The following is a 25850-nucleotide window of genomic DNA, read 5'->3' as shown; positions in this document are numbered from 1 at the left end:
CGTAGAACCGGCCTGCCGACGCGGTCCTGGACGCAGGCTTCGGCGCCGGCGTGGGCGTGTCGTCCTTGCGGCATCCCCTGGCACCGCAGGAATGTGCAGACTGGAACCCATGACGGACGCTTACCGCGATGCATGGATCAGTTGTGCCGACGACGCGATACGGATTCGCGGCTACTACTTCCCATGGGGCGCCAAGACGATTCCGTACGAGGCGATCCGCTCGGTCGAGCGGATCGAACAGGGCGCTGCCACCGGGCAGTTCCGGCTGTGGGGCACCGCGAAGCCGACGGTTTGGGCGAGCCTCGACCCGCACCGGATGCGCAAGCGCGAGGGGCTGTTGCTCGACGTCGGCCGCCGGATCCGGCCGTACATCACGCCGGACGACCCGGCGGCCGTCATCGCCGTACTGAACCGCCACGCCGTGCCGGGCGCGGCCCCGGAGGGCACCCCGCACCGGTAGGACACGGGGGACGCCCCTCGGAGTCAGTTCTGTGCGCCGGCGGCCCGGTGCTTCTTCCACTGGCGCTTGACCAGCGCCCACAGCCCCACCACGGCCGCCAGGGCGAGTCCGCCGAGCCAGGACTGGCTCCAGGGGTGTCCGCCGCCGGTGCGTCCGCCGAAGTGCCACACCAGCACCCCGACCGCATACGTTCCGACCACGATCCCCGCACCCCGTATCCACCTCATGCCCACCGGCTACCCGCAGGCGCCCCCGGGACACCGAGGCGTCCAGCCGACAGGCGCGGGCCCGGCGCGGCTACCCGCCCCCGGGGGCCGGTGGCACGGCGAGTCCCGCCACCGCGGCCGGGTCCTCGGCCCGGGCCTTGACGGTGTCTCCCGGCACGGCGGGGAACCCGCCGTCCAGCCGGTCCCACAGGGTGAGCAGTGGTGTGGCCATCACCGTGGTGACCACCGCCACCACGACCAGCACGGTGAACATCGAGGGCGACACGATGCCCTCGGCCAGCCCCACGTTGATGGCGATGAGCTGCATCAGCCCGCGGGCGTTCATCAGCGTCCCGATCCGCAGCGCGACCCCCTGGTGCTGGCCGCCCAGCCGCGCGGCCAGCCAGCACGCCCCGAACTTGCCGAGGACTGCCACCAGCGTGCAGCCCGCCGCGAACAGCAGGAGCGCGGGATCGGACAGCAGGCCCGTGTCGGTGTTCAGGCCGGAATAGGTGAAGAACAGCGGCAGCAGCAGCATCCCGCTCAACGGCGCGGTGGTCTCGATGGTTCGGTCGATGCGCGGCGAGCGCGGGTACGCGACGCCCAGGCTGAAGGCGCCGAAGACCGCGTAGAGGCCGATCCGGTCGGTGTACCAGGCGGCCAGACACAGCACGAGCAGCGTCACCAGCAGCAGTTGTTCCGTGGTGAGCCGCTCGGTCGCGCGCAGCACCGGAGCGCGGTATCTGACCAGGAAGTACAGCGCCACCACCATGCCGGCGGCTCCCGCCGTGGCCAGTACCAGGGCCGTCGAGGTGCCGCGCGCCAGGCTCACCACGCCGGCCAGCATGATCCACGCGGCCACGTCGTCCAGAGCGCCGGCAGCGAGCGAGATGGTGCCGAAGACGGTGCCGCTGAGTCCGCGCTCGATGATGATCCTGGCCAGCATGGGGAACGCCGTGATCGCCAGCGTCACACCGACGAAGAGCACGGTCACGTGCAGCGGGACTCCGGGCGGTGAGGTGTCCACCGAATCGTGCACGGCCCAGGTGAGCCCGACGCCCAGCAGCAGCGGCGTGACGATGCCTGCGAGAGAGACCATCGCCGCCGGCCTCGCCACCGACTTCATCCGGTCCAGCCGGAACTCGTACCCCGACTGGAACATGAACAGGACGAGGCCCAGCTGCCCGGCGACGTAGAGCGTCGGCCGCAACTCGGAAGGAAAGAGGTGGTGTTCGACCGACGGGAGCAGTGCTCCCAGCACAGAGGGGCCGAGCGCCACCCCGGCGATCATCTCGGCGACCACCGGCGGTTGGCCGACCGGCCGCAGCAGCAGGGTGACACCGCGACAGACGACGAGGATGACGACGACGGCGAGCAGGAAGGCGGTGCCCAGTGCGGTCGCGGACATGGGAGACAACCCTTCGGCATGAAGCGGTGGGGGGTGGGGCGGATCAGCCGTCGTGGTATGGACAGCCCGGCGGCGGAGATGGTGCGGCCCCGCCGGTGGTTTCCGCGTCGTCCCCGAGCGGGCGGCCCTGCGTGTCGTGGCCGGCGAACCACGCCGTGGTCATCCGCAGCCGCCGTGCTTCCACCACCATCCAGCTGCCGAGAGCGAGCTGCAGCAGGCTGCGGCCCACGTCCTCCCAGCGGTCCCGCAGCCGCAGGAAGACGAGCACGGCGGCCATCCGGTGGCGCGGCAGGGTCCGCCCGCGTGCCACCAGCAGACACGGTGCCCGGTGCGGGATGGGACGGGTGTGGGAGACCGAGGTGTGCAGGGCGAACCGGGCGAGCACTTCGCGTGTCACCGCCCTCATGGCCAGCGGGGCCAGCCGCCACGCCGGGCAAGGCCGGTTCGCGGCGACGCCGAAGGGGATGTGGTGGGCGTCCTTCAGCGAGATCCGGTCCCACCTGCCGGGGTCGAAGACCTCGGGGCTGGCGTGGCCGGTGGAGTGGTAGGCGGGATAGTCGAAGCACAGCACGGTGCCGGCCGGGTAGCGCGTGCCCCCGCCGAGATCGATGTCGGCGCTGGTGATCCGGTGGGCGATGCCGAACAGCGGGAAGAGGCGCAGCGTCTCGTTCATGACGTTGCCCAGGTCGTGGTCGTCGTCGGGGTGGGCGGCCAGCCGCTGCTGGACGTCCTGATGCTCGGCGAGTACGAGCAGCAGGTGCGCCATGGCCTCCGACATCTGCACGACCGCGGTGTTGAAGAAGGTGCCCTGCAGGTAGTGGGCGCGGTCCAGCGGTGTGGCGAGCTCGGTGGGCAGGGTGTGCGGAACCTCGCCGGCGGCCAGCCGCCGCAGCAGGTAGCGGGTGAGGCGGTCACGGCGGCGCATGTGCCGAAGCCGGGTGTTCTTCAGCGAGTTGATGACGTCCTCGGCGTTGTCCACGATCAGCTGCCGGGCGTGCGGCGGGCACGGCTCACGGAAGACCAGCCCGTAGAAGAACTCCGCCCACACCGGCATCATCAGATCCCGCAGCCGGACGAGCGAGACCTCGCCGGGGACGGTCTCGGTGAGCACCTTCCTGGCACAGCGGGCGGCCGCGGCGGACAGCTCGGCGCTGGTGCCCGCCAGGATCGCGGCGGTGCCGCGGGCGACGGCGTCGTAGCGCGGCCCGGGCTCCAGGTGCTCCTGATGGACCTCGGGCCCCGGGGCGAGCCAGTACCAGAACAGGTCCGACAGCCCGGCGCCCTTGCTGCGGCCGTTGGCCGCCGGGTGCGCGTACAGCTCGGCGAAGCGTTCAGGGCCGACCTCGGCGTTGGGCACCACGACGCCCTCGGGGCCGTTGACCCGGGCGAACACCCGGACGCGCAGGGCGATCAGGGTCTTGGGCAGCCAGTACGGGGTGGACAGCGCGAGCGCGACAGCGGTGGCCTTCCTCAGCATCCGGCCACCCCGTGCGGACCGCGGACGACCACCTGGTCGCGGGTCGGCGCCGTACAGTCGGCGGCGCCGCACAGCGCCAGCACATGAGCGGTGTCGGCCTGCAGCTCCGCCAGCACCCGCGCCACGCCGTCCTCTCCCTCGGCGGCGAGCCCCCACAGCACGGGCCGGCCGACACCGACCGCGGTGGCGCCGAGCGCCAGGGCGGTCACCACGTCCGAGCCGCTGCGTATCCCGCCGTCGAGCAGCACGGGGATCCGGCCTGCCACCGCGTCCGCCACCCGCGGAAGCGCCTCCACGGACGCGGGCGCGGCGTCGAGCTGGCGGCCCCCGTGGTTGGACACGATCACGCCCCGCATCCCCTCGGCGACCGCCAGCCGTGCGTCGTCGGGGTGCAGAACGCCCTTGAGCAGGATGGGCAGTTCGTGGTGGTCGCGGAGCCTGCGCAGGTCGTCCCAGGACAGCGCGGGCGACATGGCGATGTCGAGGGTGCCGTCGGGCGGCGCGCCGGGGAGGTCACGCATGTTCTCGGTGGCACACCCCGGCGGCAGGCCGTGGAAGCCGTTGCGGTCGTCGCGCGGGCGGCGGCCGAAGACGGGGGAGTCCACCGTGACCACCAGGGCGGTGCAGCCTGCCTGCCGTGCCCGCCGGACCAGCGTGTGCGTGACCTCGGGGTCGGGCTGGAGGTAGAGCTGGAACCATACGGCGGCGTCCTCGCAGACGGAACGGGCCGCCACCGTGACCTCGGCGACCGCCGTCGTCGAGGCCATCGAGGTGATCAGCACGGCACCTGCCGCGGCGGCCGCGCGGGCGGTGGCGCGCTCGCCGTCCGGGTGGGCCAGGGCGTGGAAGGCGGTCGGGGCGATCACGACGGGCGTCCTGGCGCGCGCGCCGGGCAGCGTGACCCGGGTGTCGACCGGCCCGGCACCGCGCAGGACGCGCGGGAGCAGGGCCAGCCGCCGGAAGGCCAGGACGTTCTCGGCCACCGCGGTCTCCGTACCGGCGCCGCCCTCGTAGAAGTCCCAGTGCACCGGGTCGAGCCGGGCCCTGGCCTTGTCCCGCAGCTCGGCCAGCAGGCCGGGCAGGACGGCTTCACCGCCGGTCATCAGGGGTCCGCGGCTGCTCCTCAGGGGAGGGCGCGAGGTGCTCGGTCAGGAAACCGACGAGCGGGGCGCGGTGGACGTCGTCGCTGTCCCATTCGTTCTCCAGGTTCTCGGTGAGGTGGTGCTCGGCGACGTGCTTGCCGTCCTGGAACAGCCGGACCACCGGGTGCAGGTAGCGCCCGTCGAGACCGGTGGCCGCCTGCTGCGACACCCGGCCGACCGAGATGTCGAACGGGTTGACCTTGTCGTGGTCCTCGCCGTATTCCAGGGTGACCGTGAGATAGCGGTCGGCAGCGCCGAACACCCCCTCCCCGGCCACCCGGTGGAGATGGCCGACGGGGACCTCCTCGTAGTAGCCGACCACGCCGTCGTCGCCCACCGCCGCGGCGTCGCAGAGGAATCCGAACATCTGCCACAGCGCCGAGGTGCGGTTGATCCGCTCGATCACCGCGTCGGCGACGGCCGCCGGGCCGCCGTCCAGCTCGCGCCGCGGCCAGGGGACGTCGTGGTACCGCTGCTCCAGGATGCGGTGCAGCGCGCGTACGGCGTAGCGGAAGCCGTGGATGAATCCGCTGGTCGACTTCTTGAAGTCGCGGGCCTGGGTGATGGTCCCGGCGAAGTACATATCGGGAATGTTGACCGATTCCCAGGCATCGGTCTGGGCGGGGAACCGATCGTTGATCATCAGCTCGGGGCGGCAGTCCTCGGCGAATACGGAGGCGTCGAAGCGGAATCCGGTGGCAAGGATGACACGGTCGTAGGTGATTTCCTTCACTACTTCATTGACCCGCAGGAACCTGATGGCGACATGGTACGGGCCATCCGTCCCTTCCCGCCTGATGTACGCGATCTCCCCGTCGAGCAGCGCGTTCTGCGACTTGAGCTGGTAGGTGTCGAGGAAGTTGTTGTTCACCGCCCTGAGATGGCCCACGAAATGAGTCTGCCAGGCCAGTTTCAGTGATCCCGGCCCGGCCATGTGAATCACCGCCGCCGTTTCCACAAGGTTGTCAGCGGTCTCGAACGCGGAATTTCCGCGGCCGATGATCAGCACCCGCTTGCCGGTGAAGCCGGCCGGGTCGACGGACACCTCGTCGTACCGCTCGGCCAGCTCGACGCCGTCGATGGGCGGTATGTACGGCCGTGAGACGCCGGTCGCGACGATCAGCCGTCCGGCGTGCAGGACGCTGCCGTCCCCTGTCGTCACCTCGAAGTCGCCACGGGCCGAACCGTCCGCCGCCGGCAGCCGCGAGATGCCTGTGGCGCGGGTGTTGCTGCGGATGCGCAACCCGTGGGCCCCGGCGAAGTCGCGCAGGTAACCGACGAAGCTGTCGGCGGGCGGGAAGTATCGGGGCGTGACGGCGGTGAAGAGCGGGTGGCGCTCCTCGGAGAGCAGCGAGTTCCAGTCGGTGCGCAGGTTCAGCTCGGGGTCGTCCCAGCCCGTGTGCACCTTGTTGATGGAAATCAGCGTCCGGTGCCGGGGGAATTTCGTGAAGAAGGTGCCGGGGGCTTCGCCCGCCTCTACCAGGAGGTAGTTGCGCCCGGATCGCTCCAGGAAATAGGCCGCCTGGATTCCGGCCGGTCCTCCGCCCAGTACCAGATAGTCGACCCGCTCTTCTCCGGACACATGCCCTCCCGGGATCTGATGAGGATGCGGTCCACCCTAGTTGAGGGTTAAAGGATGTATCCAGAGGGCCTAAATGTGATCCATGTCACACCGCATTGCGGTGTTGGGAATCGGATGAGATGGATAACTTCCGGAACGGGCTCGGATGATGGAGCGGTGGCGACGGGATAAGGTGCCTGACAGTGACGGCCGAGGCTGTGCGGATACTGTGCGCGTGCACCCGTCCTCTTTGCGGGTGGCTTGAATTCGACCTGGTGACCCGGTGCCCGGATCGGAGAAAATCATGAACCGACCGGCCGAACCGGTCTTTCCGCAACCCCTCGTCGACGCCTTCAGGCGAGATCCCGGCACGCCGGCCTTCGAGTTCCGGTCACGACCCGTGACCCGTGCCGAGGTGCTCGACCTGATACGGAGCTGCGTCGCCGGCCTGCGGGCGGCGGGCCTCGGGTCGGGCCAGGGGGTCGCCGTCACCACGGCCGTGACCCCGGCGGGCTTCGCCGCACAGATCGCCGCCCACCTGCTCGGATGCCGGGTCACCGGCCTGCGACCGGGCCTGACACCCTCTCAACTGCGCCACACCCTCGCGCAGGACGTCCAGGCGGTGATCACCGACGGCAGCACCGCGACCACGGACCTCGCCGCGGCCGCTGCGGCGGCCTCCGCCTTCGTACTCGACCTCGACGCCGACCTGCTGAAAGCCGGCGCCGGGGAGGTGGTGCGGCGGACCGGCGGGCGCACGGCGGACGACCCCGGTGACGACGCCCTGGTGGCACGGGGCCGTGCCGGCGACGTCGGCCTGATCTGCCTGACCAGCGGCAGCACCGGCAACCCCAAGGGCTCCGCCCAGACCTACCGCGCGCTCACCGAGCACTGGTCCTGGCAGCCCAGCCGCTGGAGCGAGCCGACCCGCCGACTCGCGGGCGCCTACCGCCGGTTCCTCGTCTTCGGCACGCTCACCAGCGCGGTGATACTGGAGCACCTCGCGCTGTGCCTGCTCAGCGGCGGCACCGCGGTGATCCCCGAGGAGCCCGTCTCCTTCCCCCACTCCTGGGAGCGCCACCGCGTCACCGCATGCCTGTGCACGGTGGCCAGGCTCTACCAGGTGCTCGACACCCTGCGCACCGAGCAGGTCGACACCTCCAGCCTGCGGGCGCTGCTCGTCGCCGGGTCGCCACTGCCGCCGCACCGGCTGGCCGAGGCCGTAGAACGCCTCGGCCCGGTGGTCTACGAGGGCTACGGCCAGACCGAGACCGGCATGCTCACCCTGCTCGGCCCCGAAGACCTCGCCGAACACGGCGACAAGGTGCTCGACTCCGTCGGGCGCCCCATGCCCGGCGTCGGGATCAGCGTCCGCGACTCACTGGGAGCGCCGGTCCCGGCCGGCGCGGCGGGCGAGATCTGGGTCCGCGCGGCCGGCGCGATGTCCGGCTACTGGCACGACGAGGAAGAGACCCGCGAGGTGGTCAGGGACGGCTGGATCAGGACCCGCGATCTCGGCACACTCGGCGCCGACGGCTTCCTGCGGCTGGCCGGGCGCGCCCGCGAGGTGATCTTCGTCAACGCGATCCTGCACTACGCGGGCGCGATCGAAGCAGCGCTCACCGCCCACCCGGACGTCGATCAGGCCTACGTGGTCGGCGCGCCCGACGAGCGGACCGGCGAGGCCGTGCACGCCTTCGTGGTCCCGGTCGCCGGCCGCGCGCCCGCTCCCGCAGACCTGCGTGCCGCCGTACGAGCCGCACTCGGCGAGGGCGCCGTGCCCGCCACCGTCACCCTGCTCAGCGCCGTACCCGTCGCGCCCAGCGGCAAGCCGGACAAGAAGGCGCTGCTGCGCCGGCTGCCGACCGGGGGATAGGACCGCCCGCGCCCACCACGGAGCGACTGCTCGGCTGAGGCGCCGGGACGGCTCAGCTGCCCGAGGCCTGCCATTCCTGCGCCAGCACCGACCAGACCTCCGCGTCGTGGCGGACGCCCCGGTAGAGGTAGGTCTCGCGCAGGACTCCTTCGCGGGTCATGCCGAGCCGCCTGGCCACCTTGACACTGGAGATGTTCTTCGGTGACGCCAGCCACACCACACGGTGCATGCCGCGCTCGGTGAACGCCCAGTCGATGATCAGCCGTGCCGCACGTCCGACCAGTCCCCGGCCTGTGGCGGCGGGCTCCAGCCAGCAGCCCACCTCACAAGTGCCCGGGTGCATGCCGCGAGATTGTTGTCCGTTATGTTCCCCTTACTGTCGAGCGCGTCGCTCATCAGGTGGCACGCGCGTGCCCCCGGCCAGAGGGTAGGTCAGGCAGGCGACGCCGATGGTGGCCCGGCCGCCGGGTCCGGGCGGACTGTAATCGATCTTCCCCGGTTGGACCCGCCCGCCGCGCTAACCGAAGCAGTCCTCCACATCGTTCACACCGATGAAGTCCAGGATCCGCTATCCCCCGCTGTCGATGATGAAGGTCTGCAGGTCGGTGCTGACCAGTGCCTGGGCCTGGTTGTACTGGTCGACACAGGTCCGGCCGCAGCTCGCCAGCAGCAGTTGCTCATCACTCGAGTCGAACGCCCGTAGACCCGACGCCGCTTGCGCCGCTGCCGCCTGCGGGGCGGCGACTTCCGCAACCCGAGCACCCGTCGAACGCGGCATCGCAACGGTGAAGTCCTGGCAGCTTTCCGCAGATCTCGCATCAGCCCCAACCGCATGAGCGTCATCACCAAAGCCGTCCTCCCCCTGGAGAGGCAGCGCTGAAAACGCTCACTGATCGATGTCAGATGCGCGCTGTAAGTTCTTTCCATGGGTGTGTACCTGGTGAGTGTCGGCGCGCAGGAGTGGTTCGGTGAGGAGGAAGACGGATGGGGCGAAGTCGCCTCAGCGCTCAACGCTGATCTCAGGCGGCGGGGCCTGCCGCCCTACGAGGACGTGCCCCCGGAGACGGACTTTGCAGCGGGCTCGGGGCACGCCTTCGAGGAGAAGCTGGCCCCATCCATGACCGGGTTCCTCGCCTTGTGCCGGGCGCATCTGTCACGGGAGGAATCGGAAATCCTCTGCGGCTGGACCGTGCTCGTACCCTTCTCGCTCGATGAGGAGATCTGGTTGCCCATCGAATCAGGCGCGTACGAGTCCATGGTCGCCGGCGCCCCCCAGGTGCTACCGCTCGCCGAGAAGCTGGCGGCAGCCCTCGATCTGCCGGCCGAGACCCCGGCGACATGCGACAACCTCGACTTGAGTATGTGGTTCAGGTACCAGGCAAAGGACCTGGCCACTACGCGAACAGGACAGTGGAGCAAGGACCTGGACGCAGCCTTCTACGTCGCACTGTTCCTGCGCGCTGCCCAGCACTCGATCCGACGTGGCTGCCCCATCGTGTGCACCTGAGACCCGCCGTCAATCCCCTGGTCTCCCAGCCGAGATGACACACTCTGCACGCAGCCCACCCACCGTCACACGCCGCTGAAATCATCTACTCCCCGGCGCGGGCCACCAGCAGCTGCTGGAAGAAGCCAGTTTCCTGCGGCATCCGCCAGCCGAGGTCGACAAACCCGGCCTCGGCTGCGAGGCCGGCCAGCCGGTCCCGGCCGAGTGCCCAGTAGGTGGTCCGGCGGACCTGGACGCGCCATCCCGCTCCTGCCGGGAGGAGTTGGAAGTGCTCCAGGTCGTAGTGCTCGCCGTCCTCGTGCCAGTGCCAGAGCTGGAAGGTGACGGTTCGTTCTCCGCTGTCGGCGGTCCGATGGACCTGGGGAGGCGTCGAAACCGGGCGGTCGCGCAGCAGGTCGTCGTAGGGACGTGTGCTGACCAGCAGCAGACCTGCCGGACGCAGCACGCGGCACATCTCAGTCAGGGCTGCGTGCGCATCCTGCTCGGTCAGCAGGTGGGGCAGCGAGTTGTCGGCGCAGACGACAACGTCGAACCGGCCATCGGGAAACGGGAGCCGTCGCATGTCAGCGGCGGCCGTGCGCAGGCTCAGGTTCCGGTGGGCGGCCTCACGGGCAGCGCGGGCCACTGCGCGACGGCTGAGGTCGGTCCCGGTGACGTGGTACCCGCACAGCGCCAGGCCGAGGGCCTGCGTACCGATGCCGCACGAACAGTCGAGCACCACCGCGCGATCCCGGCCGATCAGGGCGCCCAGGGCGTCCCCCTGCCGACGGATGCTCGCGTCCCAGTCCGGGTAGATCAGGTGGTAGTCGTCGGCCAGTTCGTCGTAGAAGTCCGCCACCGATGCCTCGGGCATGTCCCGAGATTACCGCGCCTGATTTCCCCAAGAGCTCTGGTCGCCTCATGATCGGCACGAACCCCTTGCTTACGGCAGTGACGCCATTTCCCGTGGACATCCGCCAGCGCACTCCGCGAGGATCAAGGGTCGGGGACCCGGGCCGGCCATTCCACCAGATCGGGGATCTCCCCGGGACTGACTCCAGGAACAGAGCTGAGTCGATCCAGGGCAGCGGGAACGGGTGCGCAATCGCACGTCATTAACCTGGCGACGATGGCGGGCCCTCCCGGGATACTGATCGTCCATGGATGAGGTCGAACTTGTCGTCGCCCATTCCGAGCGCGCGACCCTGCGCGTCGGTGATGTGTTCCTGAAGGTGGACGCCGACCAGGCGCGCATCGACGTCGAGGTCGCAGCGATGGCCCTGGCGCCGGTCCCGACCCCGGAGGTCCTGTGGCACAAGCCGCCGGTACTCGCGATCGCGGCGGTCCCCGGGACGGCACTCGGCCGCCTCGGCGAGCCGTCGACCGCCTCCCCGGCGGCGTGGGCCGCGGCGGGCGCGGCCATCCGGACGTTGCACGACGCCCCGTTGCCGCCCTGGCCCGACCGGGGGAAGAGCGTCGACGAGTTGACGGCGGATCTCGACGGCGAGTGTCAGCGGCTCGTGGCGAACGGGGTTCTGGCCACCGACCTGGTCACCAGCAACCGCCAGGTCGCCGAAGCCGCGCTCCGGCCATGGACTCCGATGTTCACACATGGCGACCTGCAGATCACCCACGTATTCGTCGATCACGACGACGAGGTCACCGGCGTCATCGACTGGTCCGAGGCGGGCGCGGGTGACGCCCTGTTCGACCTGGCCATCTTGACGCTAGTGTCGCGTGAATGAAGTCCTTGGACGCTTGGGGGTTGCGTGTTCGAGGACTTCGTCGGCGGTTTTGGTCCATGTGAATGGCTGGCAGCGGTCGTTGTAGGCGTCGATGTACCGGCGGATGGCGTCGGTGAGGTCGGCGACCGAGGTGAAGGTGCCGCGGCGTATGGCCTGGCGGGTGATGATGCCGAAGAAGATCTCGACCAGGTTCAGCCAGGAGCACGAGGTCGGGGTGAAGTGCAGCGTGATCCGGGGGTTCTTCGCGAGCCATGCCTTCACGCGGGGGTGCTTGTGGGTGGCGTAGTTGTCGGCGACGACGTGCAGTTTCACCCTCGGGTGGGCTTTGGCGACCTGCTTGAGGAAGCGCAGGAACTCATCGCTGCGGTGCCGGTTGTAGCAGGCGTCGGCGGTGATCTTCCCGGTGGCGACCTCCAGGGCCGCGAACAAGGTGGTGGTGCCGTGCCGGACGTAGTCGTGGGTGCGCCGCTCGGCCAGGCCCGGCCGGACCGGCAGCATCGGGGCGGTCCGGTCCAGCGCCTGGATCTGGCTCTTCTCGTCGACGCAGACCACTACGGCCTTCTCCGGCGGGGCCAGGTACAGCCCGACCACGTCGCGGACCTTCGCCTCAAGCTCCGGGTCGGTGGAGAACTTGAAGGTCTCGCTGCGCCAGGGCTGGATCTTCCACTTGCGCCACACTTTGGCCACCGCGACGTTGGACAGTCGCAGCTCGGCGGCGAGCAGCCGGGAGGACCAGTGGGTCACGCCGAGCTTGTCCGGCGGGCCTTCCAGGGTCCGCACCACCACTTCTGTCTCGTCCACCGTGCCGGGCCGGCCCGAGCGCGGCCGGTCCTCCAGCCCGGGCAGGCCGGCCGAACGGTAACGGCCCCGCCAGGTCACCACCGTCTGCCGGGACAGCTCAAGACGCCGCGCGATCTCGGTGTTCGAAGCGCCTTCCGAGGCGAGGAGCACGATCCGGGCCCGCGTCACCAGCCCCGACGGGGACGACGGCGAGCGGATCCACGATCGCAGGACCTCACGGTCCGCATCGGAGACGACCAGCGGCAGGGCGACAGGCATACGCCATTCAACCGCACACCAAGCCACCGTCCAAGAACTTCATTCACGCGACACTAGGACACGAGGAGCACCTCGGTGACGTTCTCGCCGGCTACGGCAGCGACGTCGACCTCGATGTGATCCGCGCGTGGTGGTCGTTGCGAAGCCTCCTGGTGATCCGCTGGCTGACCGAGCACGGCTTCGACCCGTTCGCGCCGGGCTGTGAGGTCGACGTGCTGAGGTCCCGGATGTGAGGCTGCGGCGGCCCCGGCCATGAGTGACGCGTGGGGGCTGGAACCACGCGCCTCGATGACCGGGCATACGGCACGCGCCGTAGGACGGCGAACAGGCCGGTCAGGAAGGCCCTGCGTGTCGCTGCTGGAGGAACTCCGCGTTGCGCCGAAGCAGGTGGCTGGTGAGAAAAAAGAAGCCCGGGAACACGATGAGCCCGACACCGTCGGCCCACAGCTCCCAGCTGGTGCCGTCCTCAACAAGGGTGAGGATGAAGGTGACGATGACCAGCAGCGAAAACCCCACGTAGCTCCAACGAGCCCAGCGCAGCATCCTGACGACCGGTTCGGAAAGCGGGTATCGAGTCCTCCACTGTTTCCCCATGCCCATCTCCTGCCCCGGACCAGGGCAGGCAACGGTCCGGCGGGGGAGCAGGGATGGGGTGAAGCCGACTGTCTCTTCTGATGTCCCATAAGGCCCGGTAGCCGCTGCCCGAGCGGGCTGAAGCGAGCGGAGCCGAAGCGTCCACATCTGTCGACCCACAGCCGCCGCCAAGTCCCCCCGTTCCGCCCGAACGTCGACGGGGTACACCTGAGTCGTATCCGGTGAAGGGCCGGCAGTTCCAGGCTGTTTGTGACGGTCGCCTGTAGCACTCGGGTCGGGTGGGGATCACCAACGGCCCGGTTCACCACGACGAGCGAGGGGATGTCCGTGAGCGCCTTCGACGACCACATGGCCATGGCAGCGGAGTTGCTGGGAACCTCCGTCCAGATTCCCGATGTGACGATGAACTTGACTATCGCGTTGAACGAGCACCACAACGACGTCGATCTCGCGGCTGCCGACAACGCCCTGCTGCGGAGCTGGACGGGGGCCGCAGACGAGACGCGCTCAGCGGTGCTGCTGTCCATGGCGTGGACGAGCCGTCCGCTCGCTCTTGCGGCGCCCGACGTTACCGCCGGCCGGTACGCCCAAGCGATGCACGCCTACGCGCGGGGATTCTCGGGTGGCGAAACGGAGTTCGTGGGCCCGGCTTTCCCCCGGTCGCCGCTGCCGGGGAAGGCCGGCGCGCTCGCGTCCTGGATCGGATTCGATCGCGACGACATAGCCGGCCTCAAGGCCGCGCTCATCCTGATGGCTTCGACGCGGCAGCGCCTGAGCAATTGGCCGTGAACCGCCCGCCGGCTACATCGCGGATCCAGCGCTTGTCCTGCCAACCGCGTCAGAATGCGTAGACGTCTCGCCAGCGGTGGCCTCGCGCTGCCACAGTGGGGGTCCATGGTCGGTCTCGTCCTGAGGCGTAATCATCCTCGCAGGCTGAGTATGCCGTGAACTTCGGTAGCTCAGGTGATCCCACACGAAGGGAGACACAGGTGCGTGCAACGAAAGAGCGGACTTGGCGGAGGTTGACCGGCCGCCTGGCTGCCGTGGGGATGGTGGTCGGTGGTGTGCTTGCCGTATCCACCTCCACCGCGTCGGCTGCTGGCCCCTACTTCTGCCAGGACGGCAATCACGAAGGCGACTACTGCGCAAAAGTTACGGCTATCAATCCAGGGTCATACCTGGCATTCCACAAGGGTCCCAACTACACCAGCGGCACCATCGCGGGAGTCCGACTCGCAAACGGCACCCCGGTATCCCTCGTTTGCTGGACGACAGGGGCAGGCGACATCGACGGGCACGGCGACACCTATTGGTTCAAGGTGGACACCGGCGCCGTCCAGGGCTACGTCAATGACTGGTACCTCACCACCGGTAGTCCCTCCCAATGGCATCCCTTCGTGCCCTACCACTGCTGACCTGCGGCGGCTCCACCCGGACCCAGCACACCAGGGAACACCTCGCCGGCCCGACAGCAGTTGCTCCTGCCGCACGGTGCCGGAACGCCTCAGGACCACCGCGGAACTCGCCTTTCGTCCCCGGGACAATGCGATGCGCGACCCGGTCACCGCGTTCAGCACCGCCGCACAGGACCGGATGACCGGTGCCGCCGGCGACTGCGGAGCGGATCGGGTTCAGGCCGACGCGTATCCCCAGCGCCGGGGTCAGACCGCGGGGTGACCGCGGGGGATCCGCCCCCGCCGTACGGGAACCGCTTGCCGCCGGGGCGTGGACGGTGGTCGGGTGTCGGCGTCGCGGAAAACACTTTGTCCCGCCCGCGCAGGTCCGGGACCATGCATCCACGTGACGGACGATTCCCCCGGCCCCGGCCCCACCCCCGCTCCGCCCTCCGGGCGGCCGCGCAGGCTGCTGCCCGACCTGACCCCCTGGCGCACCTCGCGCGACTTCCGCCTGATGTGGATGGCCGGGGTGATCACGACCTTCGGCAGCTTCCTGACCCTGGTGGCCCTGCCAGTGCAGCTCAAGCAGCTCACCGGTTCGGCCGCCGCGGTCGGGGCGATCGGCGCGGTGGAGCTGGTGCCGCTGATCGTCTTCGGGCTGTACGGCGGAGCGCTCGCCGACGCCATGGACCGCAAGCTGCTGATCAACGCCACCGAGGCCGCGCAGGGCCTGCTGGCCGCCGCCCTGCTGGCCAACACCTTGCTGCCGCACCCCGCGGTGTGGTTGCTGTACGTGGTGGCGGCACTGTCCAGCGCGCTGACGGGGCTGCGGCGCCCCGCCCTCGACGCGATCGTGCAGCGGATCGTGCCGCGCGACCAGCTCGCCGCGGCCGCGTCGCTCAACGCGTTGCGCTCCCAGGTCGGCGCCATCGCGGGCCCCGCGCTCGCCGGCCTGGTGATCGCCTGGGCGGGGCCGGGCTGGGCGTACGGCGCCGACACCGTGACCTTCGCGGTCTCGGTCTGCCTCGGCCTCGGCCTGGCCCGCTCGCCCGCCGCCCACGACGCCGCAAAGCCCTCGCTGCGCGGCATCGCCGAGGGCGCGCGCTACGCCTGGAGCCGCAAGGAGCTGCTGGGCACCTACGCGATCGACCTGGCCGCGATGTTCTTCGCGTACCCGGCGGCGATCTTCCCCTTCCTCGCCGACGACCTGCACGCCCGCTGGTCGCTCGGCCTGATGTACGCGGCGGGGTCGGTGGGTTCACTGCTGGTCAGCCTCACCAGCGGCTGGGCGGTGCGGGTGCACCGGCACGGGCTGATGGTGGTGCTCGCGGCGGCCGGATGGGGTGCGGCGATGGCCTGTACGGGGTTGACCGGCAACGTGTGGCTGGTGCTGCTGTGCCTGGCCGCGGCGGGCGGGCTCGACATGGTCAGCGGGATCGGCCGCAGCACCATGTGGAACCAGACCATCCCGGACGCCCTGCGCGGACGCCTCGCGGGCATCGAACTGCTCTCGTACTCGGTGGGCCCGCAGCTCGGCCAGGTCCGCTCCGGCGCCGTGGCCGCCCTCAGCTCGGCCCGCGCCTCGGTGTGGTCAGGCGGTGTCGCATGTGTGGCGGCGGTAGGGCTGCTGGCCGCGTCCCTGCCCGCGCTGATGCGCTACGACGACCGCGCCGTCCCGCAGGCCGCGGCGCCGGCGGGCCTCCGGGAGAGCGCGGAGGCGCCGGCGGCGTGACCAGGTCCCGGCCCCGGAGGGCGAGGGCGCAGGTCGACCGTGCCCGGGCGAGTGCTGCCCGGCGACGGCCTGTGCGAGCGGGCCCGCGGTGTAGTCGACGATCCGGTCGGCGCCGTACGAGCGGAGGCGGTCGTGGCTGCGCGGGGCGGCGCTCGTCGTCACCGTGGCGCCCTCCTGCTTGGCCAGCTGGACGGCGTAACCGCCGACCGCGCCGCCTCCGCCGTCGATGAGGACGCTCTGCCCGGCCGTGACCCCGGCGTGCTCGAACGGCGCCTGCCAGGCCGCGTCCCCGACAGGCCAGCCGCGCACATCCTCGCCGACCTCGGAGACGACCCCGGCCACGTCGTAGCGGGGCGGTGGGGAAGCTCACAGTGATACGAATTCGCACCATGTAGCGTGCGGGAATGACCGACAGCCAGCCCCCCACCGGCGCCGGAGGGCCGAGCGTCCGGCCGCTCGATCCGGCGGAACTGGGCACCTGCTTCGTCCTCATGGAAGCTGTCAGTCTGCTCCAGCACCAGGTCGAGCAGCAGCTCCGCGCCACGGGCGGGATCAGCTACGTGCAGTTCCAGCTGCTGGCCCGCCCGGCCCACGGGGACGGTCCGCTGACCATGACGGAACTGGCCGACGGCGTCGTCTACAGCCGCAGCGGCCTCACCTATCAGGCGGGGCTGCTGGAAAAGGCGGGCCTCATCACCCGCGACCCCAGCCCTGACGACGACCGGGCCACCCTCGTCACCGTCACCGACGACGGCCGGGCACTCGTCGAAGCCGTCCTGCCCGGCCATGTCGAGGTCGTCCGCCGCCTGCTCCTCGACCCCATGGCCGGCGACGACCTGCACCGCCTCGGCGACGTCATGACCCGCGTGCGCGCCCAGCCGCCCCGCTCGGCCACCCCGCGCAGGCGCCGCCCCCCTGTCGCCGAGCAGTAGTGGCCCCGGCGTTCGATGTCAGTCGGCGTTCCAGGATGGTGGGTCGGGATGACCCCGGCGGCGGGAGCCCTGGTGACCGCGCTCCTGCCACTCCCTGCCAAACGCTCGCGCCGGTCGGCGGCGTCCCCCGGCGCCGACGGGCACGGGTCCGATGGTGCTGGGACGCGACGGGCCGTCACCGGCCGGCGGGTGCTCCGCGTTCGCACCTGGCGAGGGGCGGCCCGCGCCGGTCCGGGCGGCGGCAGCACGCGGCCGGGCGGGAGCGCGGGAACGCGCCGCCGCCCGGGCCGGTCTACTCGCGTGCGGCCGGATCAGACCTGCTTGACCGCGGAGATGTCGAAGGTGAGCTTGACCTTGTCGCTGATCAGGACGCCACCGCCTTCGAGGGCCGCGTTGTAGGTCAGACCCCAGTCACCGCGGCTGACGGTCGCGGAACCGTCGAAGCCGACGCGGACGGCGCCATACGGGTCGGTGACCTGGCCGTTGAGCGTCAGGTCGATCGAGACGGGCTGGGTGATCCCCTTGACGGTGAGGCCGCCGTGCATCCGGTAGGTCTCGGCGTCGATCTGCTCCGCGCTGGTGCTGCGGAAGGTGATCTCGGGGAACTCGTCGGCGGCGAAGAAGTCGCCGTTGCGCAGGTGCTCGTCGCGCGCACCCAGTGCGGTGTCGATGCTGGCGACCTTGATGGTGAGGGCTGCGGTGGAGGCGGCCGGGTCGGCGCCGTCGAGGTGCAGGGTGCCCTCGTAGTCGGCGAAGCGACCGCGGATCGTCGTCACCATCGCGTGCCGCGCCGAAAAGCCGATCTCGCTGTGCGCGGTGTCGATGACGTAGTCACCGGTCAGGCGCGCCAGCTCGGGGTCGGCGACGGCCGTGGCGGCAGCGGCACTGGGTGCGGTGACAGGTGCGGTGGTCTCGGTCTTGCGGTTGAACAGGCCCATGACGTGATCCTTCGATACGGGGTTGGTTTAGGGTTCAACCAGATACCCATTGGTCCCATTCCTTCGCCAATGTCCGATTCATGTGACACCCGTCACCCGCGCCGGACGGTTCTGCTCGCGACCGGTGCGCCGGGCCGCCCCCACCATCAGCCCTCGCGCGCGCCGACCTCCTCCCGGAACGGGGCCTGCGGGCGGATCCGACGGATCCTGCGGCTACTCTCAGCCCACCGCGGCCTCGGTCGTGGCCAAGCCAACGTCTTGGTCTGTGAGGAGCACCTCCGATGGCTCGTACCACCCCGCCACGACCGATCGATGTCGAGGCGCTGTGCCCGGAAGTGGCCGACTACCGGAAGACGGCCGTCCGCCTGCATCCGCGCCTCGGCGATCCGAGCGCACGGCAGAGCTCGCTCGGCGGACCCATGCTCTGGCCGCTCCCGGAGCCCTGGCCGCACTGCGAGGACGACCACCCGCGCACGGCGTTCTCCCCTCCCGCGCAGGGACCGATCCCGCTCGTCCCGGTCCTCCAGCTCTTCGCGACCGACGTGCCCGACCTGGCCTTTCCCGGCGGCACCGATCTCCTGCAGGTGCTCTGGTGCCCTTTCGACCACGAGGACGGCTACGTTCCCCGCCCCGAGATCCACTGGCGGGACAGCTCCCTGAGCGACCTGCGGCCGGCCGATCCACCCCGCCCGGCCGGCCCTCACGACGACTACCTCCCGGCCCCCTGCGTCCTGCACCCTGAGCGCGTCACCGACTACCCGAACTGGGACCTCCCGGACGAGGTCGCCGACGCGCTCGAAGCCAGGTTCGAACAGCTGAAGGAGGAAACCGGCTGGTCCTACTGGTATCACCTCTCCGTGTCGGACGGCGTCAAGGTCGGCGGGTACCCGACGTGGACGCAAGAGCCCGACTGGCCGACCTGCCCTATATGCAACGTGCACATGGAGCATCTCCTGACGATCAACAGTGCGGAGTTCGGCGGCGAGAGTTGGCGCACGTGGCTGCCCATCGAGGACACGCCGGCCACGGGAACCATCTGGGACCTCCCCTACGAACAACGCACCGAGATCCAATGCCCCCCTGGGCTCACGCTCGGCGACATGGGCGGCATCTACCTGTTCGAATGCACCAGTTGCCCCGGCAGGCCCTTCGCCTACCGCTCAGACAGTTCGTGACCCGCGCAGCATCCGTCAGAAGGTCGTACCGGTGCTCATGAGGCAGCGTCGCTCACTGCGGGGCGGCACTGCGGCATCCTGGGCTTGCGTCGCACGACCTGGGTGATCCGGCCGAGGTCGGCGGCGCCGGCGTCGCGCTCGACCGCCGACCAGATGGGGCGGGCGCTGCCGCTCACTTCACATGCCTTCGCGCGGCAGGGCTGCCAGGAACTCCGGAAGGGCAGTTCCTTCGGGTGGGACCTGCCCGCGGAGATAGCGCTGATAGTGGCCGGCAACCAGGCGGCGGAGTTCTGCCTCGTCCGGCTCCTCACCGGTCAGTCCGAGGCGGGCTTCGTGGGGTCCGCCGGTCATGCGTAGTGGTCTGGCCAGCGCGTCGAATCCACGGGTGTACTCGTCGGGCATCTCCCACCATGCCTCGGCGAACGCCTGATCTCTGAGGACGTACATGTGAGACTCGTCGTCGAAGAGGATCACGGGGCCGACCGGTGCAGTCACCCCTGGAGTATGGCGGATCACCCGGTGGACGCGGCAACAGGGATTCGTGACGGTCCGTCCCGGCGCGGGGCAACTGTGCCGTGGCACATCACGGTCATGGCACGACGGTGCCAGCCCGAACCTATTGTTCGGCACTCTGGGCGACCCCATGATCCGGAAGGTCTTCCGCTCTTCCACTGCATGGGGAGTCTCCTTGGCAATCGTTCCCGTACCCCGACCTGGGCCCATCGTGCTCGCCGCGGTCGCCGCCCTGGCCGTCGGCCTCCTGCCGGCAACCGCCGCGGTGCCCGCGGCTCCGGCGGCGGCCGCCGCCGCGCCCCAACTGCCGGGTGGCGCCTCGCACACCGTCACGCTGATCACCGGCGACAAGGTCACGATGGGCACCGCCGCCGACGGCAGCCCCGTCAACTCCTTCGAGAGCCCGAAGGGTGCCTCCACCGGATACCACCGCGCCGTCGTCGACGGCGCGACCTACGTCTACCCCGACGCCGCCCTGCCGTACGTCGCCGCCGGCACGCTGGACAAGCAGCTGTTCAACGTCACCCGGCTGATCGCGGACGGCTACGACGACGCGCACTCCGCGCAGTTGCCGCTCATCGTCCGCTACACCAATGCCGCCGGACGTGCCAGGACACAGCCGAAGGTGGCCGGTTCCTCGGTCGTACGCCGGCTGGACAGCGTCCAGGGCGCGGCGCTCGCGCAGAACCGCGCACAGGCCCCGGCGTTCTGGTCCGCGCTCACCGGAGGTGCCGCGGCCTCCACCGCCCGGTCGGCGCACCCGGCACTGGCAGGCGGCGTCGCCAAGGTCTGGCTCGACGGCCGGGTGACGGCGGACCTCGCCGACTCCACCGCGCAGATCGGCGCACCGCAGGTCTGGGCGCAGGGTGACACCGGCGCCGGAGTGAAGGTCGCTGTGCTGGACACCGGAATCGACGCCGAGCACCCCGACCTTGTAGGCCAGGTGGGGGATACCAGCAGCTTCGTCCCCAGCGAGCCGGACACCACCGACTGGAACGGCCACGGAACGCACGTCGCCTCGACGATCGCCGGCACCGGCAGCGCCTCCGACGGCAAGGAGCGCGGGGTCGCCCCGAGCGCCCAGCTGGAGGTCGGGAAGGTGCTCGACTCCGACGGCAGCGGGCAGGAGTCCTGGATCATCGCGGGCATGCAGTGGGCCGCGCAGGACGAGCGGGCCAAGGTCATCAGCATGAGCCTGGGCGGCGGAGGCGACGCCGACGACCCGATGAGCCAGGCGGTCGACCAGCTCAGCCGCGACACCGGCGCGCTGTTCGTCATCGCGGCCGGCAACGGCGGCCCGCACTCGATCGGCAGTCCCGGTGCGGCGGACGCCGCCCTGACCGTCGGCGCGGTCGACTCCTCGGACCAGCTCGCCGACTTCTCCAGCCAGGGACCGCGGCTGGGTGACGACGGGCTGAAGCCCGAGATCACCGCCCCGGGAGTCGACATCGTCGCGGCACGCTCGTCCTACACCCGCGGCTCGGGTTACTACACCACGATGAGCGGCACCTCGATGGCGACACCGCACGTCGCCGGTACGGCCGCACTCCTCGCCGCGGCCCACCCCGACTGGACCGGCCCGCAGCTGAAGGAGGCCCTGGTCAGCAGTGCCCAGGCCACTCCGGCCTACACCCCGTACGAGGCGGGCGCCGGCCGGGTGGACGCCCTGGCAGCGGTGCACACCACCCTCTTCGCCACCGCGAGCGCCTTCGCCGGCTTCCACACCTGGCCTGCCACCCCGGGCGGCACGGACGTCCGCAAGGTGACGTACACCAACACCGGGGACGCGCCGGCCGATCTGGACCTGGCGGTCGACGCGGCAGCCGCACCGGCCGGGCTGTTCAGCCTCTCCGCCAGCCATGTCAGCATCCCGGCGCACAGCACGGCCTCGGTCGAGCTGACCACGCACCTGGACCTCCTGGCGGCCGACCAGCCGGTCAGCGGCATGGTCGTCGGTACCGACTCCGGCGGCACGGTCCGTGCCCGTACGCTGATCGGCGGTTCCCAGGAGGGACGGCGGCAGAACCTGACCATCACGGCGAAGGACCGCTCGGGCAAGCCGCTTTCGGGCACGGTCGTGCTGGCCGCGGCGAACCAGTGGACCTCGCTGGACCTGGACGCGTCGGGTACGGGTGCGGCACGCATGCCCGTCGGCAGCTACAGCGGCTGGCTCATCTCCAACGTCCAGGGCGCGAACGGGCCCCACTCGCTGGGCATGGCTCTGCTCAGCTTCAACGACGTCTCCCTCGACCAGGACCGCACCGTCACACTCGACGCCCGAAAGGCCCGTCAGATCGCGGCCCGGGTACCCGGGCAGACCACCGCCGTCGCCCCCCGCCTTGAGGTGCTGCGGTCCTACCCGGACAGCCTCGTCGAGACGACCATGCTTCCCAACGAGTCGTACGACAGCATCTGGGCGCTGCCCACGGGCAAGAAGGTCACCGAGGGCACTTTCGAGTTCGGCGCGCGGTTCCGGATGGAGGAGCCGGCACTCACCCTGGCCAGCGGGTCGCACGGGTACGCCGATCCCCTGGTCAAGCGCGCGGCGGTGCCGCTGCCCACCGGCAACAGGAAGCTGACTGCCGTCTACGCAGGGGACGGTGCGGATTTGGCGGCCCGCCACGACGTACGCGGCAAGGCCGTGGTGGTGCGTGCCGACAACGTCTCGGACATCGGGCCCCAGGCGGAGGCCGCGGCCGCGGCCGGCGCCGAACTGCTCGTCGTGGTCAACAACGGGGTCGGCCGGATGGACCCCTGGGAGGAGAACCCGTGGAGTCCGCAGAGCGCGGCGCCCGTCACGGTGGCCACCCTCAACGCCGACCAGGGCGCGGAACTGATCGCCGCTATCGGACGCGGTGACCGCACGCTGAGTGTCGCCTCGCACCCCACCACCGACTACCTCTACGACGTGGTCCGCCACTGGACCGGCGACGTCCCGGCCGACCCGACCTGGCGCGAGACCCCCGGCAGCCTGGCCAGGGTGGACGTCTCCTTCCGGAACTACCGGCAGGGCAAGGCGATGGAGTACCGCAACGACGTATGGCACGGATGGGTGGACGGCAACCAGCTGACCGCCCCCGCCCAGGGCGAGCGGACCGACTGGGTCACCTCCGGCGTCGACTGGGTGGACAACGCCTTCATCGCCGGTGAGACCGGGCAGCACTCCATCGACACCCTCCACTACACGGCGGGCAAGCCCGCGAAGGTCAGCTGGTTCGGGCCGATCCAGCGGCCCCGCATGGGCCCGGCCGGCTACCAGCCGGTGCGGTACCTGGACACGATGTACATCACCGCGCCCGGCTGGGGGGACTCCGGCTCCGGGCACGTCGGCGACGCCGGCGGCAACTTCGACGTCAAGGACTGGGTGTCGCTCTACCAGGGCGACACCCAGCTCGACTGGGGCAACGCCGAGTGGCTCCAGGTCCCCGGGCTCGCGGCGGACAGCCTGCCGTACCGGCTGGTGGTCGACAACGACCGCGCGGCGTGGACCGACCCGTACTCGACCCACACCCTGACCGAATGGGACTTCACCTCAGCCGCTACCGGCGCCGACTCCTCGGCGGCCCTGCCGCTGATCCAGCTCGACTACGGTGTGGCCACCGACACCGCGGGCCGCGCGGACCGGCACGCCGCGCTCACCATCACCCCTTCCCAACTGCCGGGAGTGACAGCGGCGGTCACCAAACCGTCCGTCGACATCTCCTACGACGACGGGGCAACCTGGCAGCACGTCGCCCTGGACCGCCACGGTGACGCCTGGCGGACCTCGCTGCACGCACCGAAGTCGGCCGCCTTCGCCACCCTCCGGGTGGCAGCCCGGGACGCCTCGGGCGACCGCGTCACCCAGACGATCACCCGGGCCTTCGGCCTCCGCTGACATCCCACCGGCCGGCCCGCACCCCCCGCGGGCCGGCAACCGGTGGCGGGTCGACGGCTGGGCGGCGATCCGCAGAGCGGTTCTGGGAGGGATCAGCACCGGCTCGGCCTGCTCTTGAGACACCAAGGGCCTCTGCGCAGATGGATGCGCAGAGGCCCGGAGAGGCCCCGTGTACTGCGTCTTCCTGCGGAAGGAGCGGATGCCCCGCTGGTCGGCGCGCACGAAGCTGATCCTCGCCGTGGCCAGCGGGAGCACCCTGGTCTCCTTGCAACCGGCACCCCGCGTGCTGTGCCTACCCCGCCGCTGATCCGGCTCGGGTCGCCCTACTGGGTGACGGTGGCGGTGGCGTTGCCGCCGAAGCTGCTGAAGACGGCGATCTGGGTGGGCCTGTTGACCTGGGCGAATTGGGTCTTGAAGGTGCCGTTTCCTTGGTTGGTCAGTGTGGACTGGCTGGTGGGGTCATCGCCGAGGTAGAGGGTCGCTCGGGAGTTGGTGCTGGCGGCTTCGATGGTCTCGATGCCCTTGTTCCACCGGGCCTTGGTGATGTGCACGACGTCGGAGCCCGCCGCTCCTGGCCGTGGGGTGACGATCAGGGTGATGTGCTGGCTCACGGCACCGGAGGTCGCGGTGACGGTCACGCTCGTCGCCGTGGTGACCGTGCCGGTGGTCGCGGTGAACGTCGCCGTGCGCGCGCCGTCGGGGAGGGTGACGGTGGCGGGCACAGCGGCGGCGGAGGGGTTGGAACTGCTCAGCGTGACGGTTGCACCGGGGGTGGGGTCGGTGAAGGACACCTGTCCGGTGTCGGTGTCCGCGCCCGGAACCGGGGAATTCGCGAAGGTGACCTCGTTGAGGGTGGGGCCGCCGACAACGTTGACGAAGAGGCAGCCGACCAGGTCGCCGGGTTCGGCTTCCACGCACATCTCGCCCGCGCCGCTGGTGAGCGGGCCCGCGGTGAGCGGGAACGTGGTGTTGAGCGATCCGGCCGGGACGGTGACGGTGGCGGGAATATGCAGGATGCCTGGGGCGAAGTTCTCCAGGCTCAGCACCGTCGGGCTGGAGGAGACGGCGGCGAGGGCGACCGTGGCGGTCGAGGACTGCCCGCCGCTGATCACGTCGGGGGAGAAGACGATGCCGGCCGTGGCCGCGTCGGCGTTCGATCCGGTGGCCAGCAGCGCTCCGGAGCCGGTGATCACTGCGATCGCGCAGGCCAGAATACGGCGACGCATCCGCCGCGGCTCGAGCGTTCTGGCGTCGTGTATGTCGGGTGACACGATAGAGCTCCTGTCTCGCCACCAAGGCGGCGTATCAGACCGAGTGGGGACATCGCGTCCGTGCTCTGATACGTGGGCGCACTCCGATCGGTTCAATGCCCCAGAGAGGCCGTCGGGTGCTCCTCGGGTCCGGCAACAACCGCTACCTGCAGTCGAGTTGGGCCCGGGGAAATCGACCGGCTGTGGGGGCCTCGCATCGAGTGGAACGTCAGGGAGTGTCGATGGTGAGCAGGGTCCATCAACCGCAGGAGGACGCCGAGTTCGAGTTCGTTCTGGCGAGGGCGGGTCTTCCGGTGCTTGCGTATTTCTTCGGGGTGTGGCCGAAGGCGGTGGCAGCCTGCAGGGCGATGGATCCTCTGGTGCGCGAGGTCGCCGACGCTTACCGGGGCCGGCTGGTCGTCGTGCGGGCCGACATCGCGAGGTGCCCCGGCCCCGTACGGCGGTACGGCGTCACCGGAGCACCCACCTTGGTGCTGATCGGCCAGGGCGAGGCGACGGCGTCCGAGAGCGGTCCGATGTCGTCGACCGCGCTGAGGGAGTTCCTGGACGTCCACCTGTGAGAGGCCGCAACCGGGTGGGCGAGGATTTCGCCCCGCAGCCTCAGCCGTGCCCCCGTGCCCCCGTGCCCCCGTGCCCTCGGCCAGGCGGCGATGATGGTGGCGGTCAGGGACGATTCGCCGCCGCAAGCAGACGCTTCGATCCGGGCCACGGCGACGGGCCTCCGCTGGGGAGGAGGCACATGCTGACTGATTCCGGGCAGGCGTCCGAGGTGGATGATGCTGATGCGGATCCGGCTGTCGCTGACCGCGCACGTCCGCGGTACGGGGTAGCTGCGGGAACGTTGACCGCAAGCGGCTGCGCGGACTTGTTGTCGGCATCATGGCAGCGGCAGCAGTTGGGGCGTCCCGGCTGCGGTCGGTTCTCCGTCACAAGGGAGAAATATGGATCACCTGTATCTAGCCCGTACGCTCCCTGGCCACCATCCGGGCGTGATTTTCATC

The 25850-nt window shown here is 70.4% G+C and carries 23 protein-coding genes and 4 pseudogenes; 13 read left to right on the top strand and 14 right to left on the bottom strand.

All coding sequences use genetic code 11. The features are described from left to right. Positions 1–109: 109 nt before the first annotated feature. Complete coding sequence (locus OG702_RS00515; protein WP_327286818.1) at positions 110–460, top strand: hypothetical protein; 351 nt, start codon at positions 110–112, stop codon at positions 458–460. Between the two features lie 23 nt (positions 461–483). Here the strand turns inward: OG702_RS00515 and OG702_RS00510 are convergent, their stop codons facing one another. From OG702_RS00510 to OG702_RS00490, 5 genes are all read right to left on the bottom strand, one after another. Continuing rightward, positions 484–687, bottom strand: a complete 204-nt coding sequence (locus OG702_RS00510) for a hypothetical protein (protein WP_327286817.1) — start codon at positions 685–687, stop codon at positions 484–486. Positions 688–757: 70 nt separating this feature from the next. Next, the gene (locus OG702_RS00505) at positions 758–2074 is read right to left on the bottom strand and encodes a cation:proton antiporter (protein ID WP_327286816.1); all 1317 of its coding nucleotides are present in this window, start codon (positions 2072–2074) and stop codon (positions 758–760) included. 43 nt (positions 2075–2117) lie between these two features. Then, positions 2118–3551, bottom strand: coding sequence for a cytochrome P450 (locus OG702_RS00500; protein ID WP_327286815.1), 1434 nt, complete (start codon positions 3549–3551; stop codon positions 2118–2120). Next, entirely contained in the window at positions 3545–4654 is a 1110-nt protein-coding gene (locus OG702_RS00495; RefSeq protein ID WP_327286814.1) for an alpha-hydroxy acid oxidase, read from the bottom strand. Before OG702_RS00495 ends, OG702_RS00500 begins: the two co-directional genes overlap by 7 nt. After that, the gene (locus OG702_RS00490) at positions 4641–6275 is read right to left on the bottom strand and encodes an NAD(P)-binding domain-containing protein (RefSeq protein ID WP_327286813.1); all 1635 of its coding nucleotides are present in this window, start codon (positions 6273–6275) and stop codon (positions 4641–4643) included. Before OG702_RS00490 ends, OG702_RS00495 begins: the two co-directional genes overlap by 14 nt. Before the next feature lie 283 nt (positions 6276–6558). On the opposite strand from OG702_RS00490, the gene OG702_RS00485 reads away from it, so the two are divergent. After that, positions 6559–8130, top strand: a complete 1572-nt coding sequence (locus OG702_RS00485) for a class I adenylate-forming enzyme family protein (protein ID WP_327286812.1) — start codon at positions 6559–6561, stop codon at positions 8128–8130. 52 nt (positions 8131–8182) lie between these two features. Here the strand turns inward: OG702_RS00485 and OG702_RS00480 are convergent. Beyond that, positions 8183–8464, bottom strand: a pseudogene (locus tag OG702_RS00480) (GNAT family N-acetyltransferase); the annotation flags it as partial. Positions 8465–8698: 234 nt separating this feature from the next. Next, positions 8699–8908 (bottom strand): hypothetical protein, encoded by a 210-nt coding sequence (locus OG702_RS00475; protein WP_327293483.1) that lies wholly within the window; start codon positions 8906–8908, stop codon positions 8699–8701. Here OG702_RS00475 and OG702_RS00470 point away from each other — a divergent pair. Both OG702_RS00470 and OG702_RS00465 read left to right on the top strand, forming a co-directional pair. After that, positions 8871–9010 (top strand): annotated as a pseudogene (locus tag OG702_RS00470) (IS5/IS1182 family transposase); the annotation flags it as partial. The gene OG702_RS00475 and the pseudogene OG702_RS00470 overlap by 38 nt on opposite strands. 45 nt (positions 9011–9055) lie before the next feature. Continuing rightward, entirely contained in the window at positions 9056–9637 is a 582-nt protein-coding gene (locus OG702_RS00465) for a hypothetical protein (RefSeq protein ID WP_327286811.1), read from the top strand. Positions 9638–9722: 85 nt separating this feature from the next. Here the strand turns inward: OG702_RS00465 and OG702_RS00460 are convergent, their stop codons facing one another. Further along, the gene (locus OG702_RS00460) at positions 9723–10490 is read right to left on the bottom strand and encodes a class I SAM-dependent methyltransferase (RefSeq protein WP_327286810.1); all 768 of its coding nucleotides are present in this window, start codon (positions 10488–10490) and stop codon (positions 9723–9725) included. A gap of 286 nt (positions 10491–10776) precedes the next feature. Here OG702_RS00460 and OG702_RS00455 point away from each other — a divergent pair. Next, positions 10777–11358, top strand: a pseudogene (locus tag OG702_RS00455) (phosphotransferase family protein); the annotation flags it as partial. On the opposite strand, the gene OG702_RS00450 reads toward OG702_RS00455, so the two are convergent. Beyond that, complete coding sequence (locus OG702_RS00450) at positions 11344–12420, bottom strand: IS630 family transposase (RefSeq protein WP_327286809.1); 1077 nt, start codon at positions 12418–12420, stop codon at positions 11344–11346. The pseudogene OG702_RS00455 and the gene OG702_RS00450 overlap by 15 nt on opposite strands. A gap of 50 nt (positions 12421–12470) precedes the next feature. On the opposite strand from OG702_RS00450, the pseudogene OG702_RS00445 reads away from it, so the two are divergent. Beyond that, positions 12471–12653: pseudogene (locus OG702_RS00445) on the top strand (aminoglycoside phosphotransferase family protein); the annotation flags it as partial. A 100-nt stretch (positions 12654–12753) separates the two neighbouring features. On the opposite strand, the gene OG702_RS00440 reads toward OG702_RS00445, so the two are convergent. Continuing rightward, the gene (locus tag OG702_RS00440) at positions 12754–13014 is read right to left on the bottom strand and encodes a hypothetical protein (RefSeq protein ID WP_327286808.1); all 261 of its coding nucleotides are present in this window, start codon (positions 13012–13014) and stop codon (positions 12754–12756) included. Positions 13015–13341: 327 nt separating this feature from the next. Between OG702_RS00440 and OG702_RS00435 the strand changes: the two genes are divergently transcribed. The 4 genes from OG702_RS00435 to OG702_RS00420 all read left to right on the top strand — a co-directional run bounded on the left by OG702_RS00435 (position 13342) and on the right by OG702_RS00420 (position 17075). Continuing rightward, the gene (locus OG702_RS00435) at positions 13342–13803 is read left to right on the top strand and encodes a hypothetical protein (RefSeq protein ID WP_327286807.1); all 462 of its coding nucleotides are present in this window, start codon (positions 13342–13344) and stop codon (positions 13801–13803) included. Between the two features lie 200 nt (positions 13804–14003). Then, positions 14004–14429 (top strand): hypothetical protein, encoded by a 426-nt coding sequence (locus tag OG702_RS00430; RefSeq protein WP_327286806.1) that lies wholly within the window; start codon positions 14004–14006, stop codon positions 14427–14429. A gap of 385 nt (positions 14430–14814) precedes the next feature. Next, positions 14815–16143: an MFS transporter gene (locus tag OG702_RS00425; RefSeq protein ID WP_442814264.1), complete on the top strand. Its 1329-nt coding sequence runs from the start codon at positions 14815–14817 to the stop codon at positions 16141–16143. 404 nt (positions 16144–16547) lie between these two features. Then, the gene (locus tag OG702_RS00420; RefSeq protein WP_327286805.1) at positions 16548–17075 is read left to right on the top strand and encodes a MarR family winged helix-turn-helix transcriptional regulator; all 528 of its coding nucleotides are present in this window, start codon (positions 16548–16550) and stop codon (positions 17073–17075) included. A 311-nt stretch (positions 17076–17386) separates the two neighbouring features. Here OG702_RS00420 and OG702_RS00415 read toward each other — a convergent pair whose 3' ends face one another. After that, entirely contained in the window at positions 17387–18013 is a 627-nt protein-coding gene (locus OG702_RS00415) for a YceI family protein (protein ID WP_327286804.1), read from the bottom strand. 281 nt (positions 18014–18294) lie between these two features. Here OG702_RS00415 and OG702_RS00410 point away from each other — a divergent pair, with 281 nt between their 5' ends. Continuing rightward, positions 18295–19188, top strand: a complete 894-nt coding sequence (locus OG702_RS00410; protein ID WP_327286803.1) for a DUF1963 domain-containing protein — start codon at positions 18295–18297, stop codon at positions 19186–19188. A gap of 35 nt (positions 19189–19223) precedes the next feature. Here OG702_RS00410 and OG702_RS00405 read toward each other — a convergent pair whose 3' ends face one another. Next, positions 19224–19364 (bottom strand): hypothetical protein, encoded by a 141-nt coding sequence (locus OG702_RS00405; RefSeq protein WP_327286802.1) that lies wholly within the window; start codon positions 19362–19364, stop codon positions 19224–19226. A gap of 1 nt (position 19365) precedes the next feature. Further along, on the bottom strand, positions 19366–19683 hold the full coding sequence (locus tag OG702_RS00400; protein ID WP_327286801.1) for a hypothetical protein: 318 nt from the start codon (positions 19681–19683) through the stop codon (positions 19366–19368). A gap of 193 nt (positions 19684–19876) precedes the next feature. On the opposite strand from OG702_RS00400, the gene OG702_RS00395 reads away from it, so the two are divergent. Continuing rightward, positions 19877–23578: a S8 family serine peptidase gene (locus tag OG702_RS00395; protein ID WP_327286800.1), complete on the top strand. Its 3702-nt coding sequence runs from the start codon at positions 19877–19879 to the stop codon at positions 23576–23578. 323 nt (positions 23579–23901) lie between these two features. Here OG702_RS00395 and OG702_RS00390 read toward each other — a convergent pair whose 3' ends face one another. Further along, a complete protein-coding gene (locus OG702_RS00390; RefSeq protein WP_327286799.1) occupies positions 23902–24849 on the bottom strand; it encodes a hypothetical protein in 948 nt (315 codons plus the stop codon). Positions 24850–25070: 221 nt separating this feature from the next. Here OG702_RS00390 and OG702_RS00385 point away from each other — a divergent pair, with 221 nt between their 5' ends. Then, positions 25071–25409 carry a thioredoxin family protein gene (locus tag OG702_RS00385; RefSeq protein WP_327286798.1) on the top strand — a complete coding sequence of 113 codons (339 nt, stop codon included), beginning with the start codon at positions 25071–25073 and terminating at the stop codon, positions 25407–25409. Positions 25410–25850: the final 441 nt, after the last annotated feature.

It is taken from the genome of Streptomyces sp. NBC_01198 (assembly GCF_036010485.1).
Lineage (GTDB): Bacteria > Actinomycetota > Actinomycetes > Streptomycetales > Streptomycetaceae > Actinacidiphila.
The sequence above is the reverse complement of the archived record's forward strand: the minus strand, read 5'-3'. Positions and strand labels throughout refer to the sequence as shown.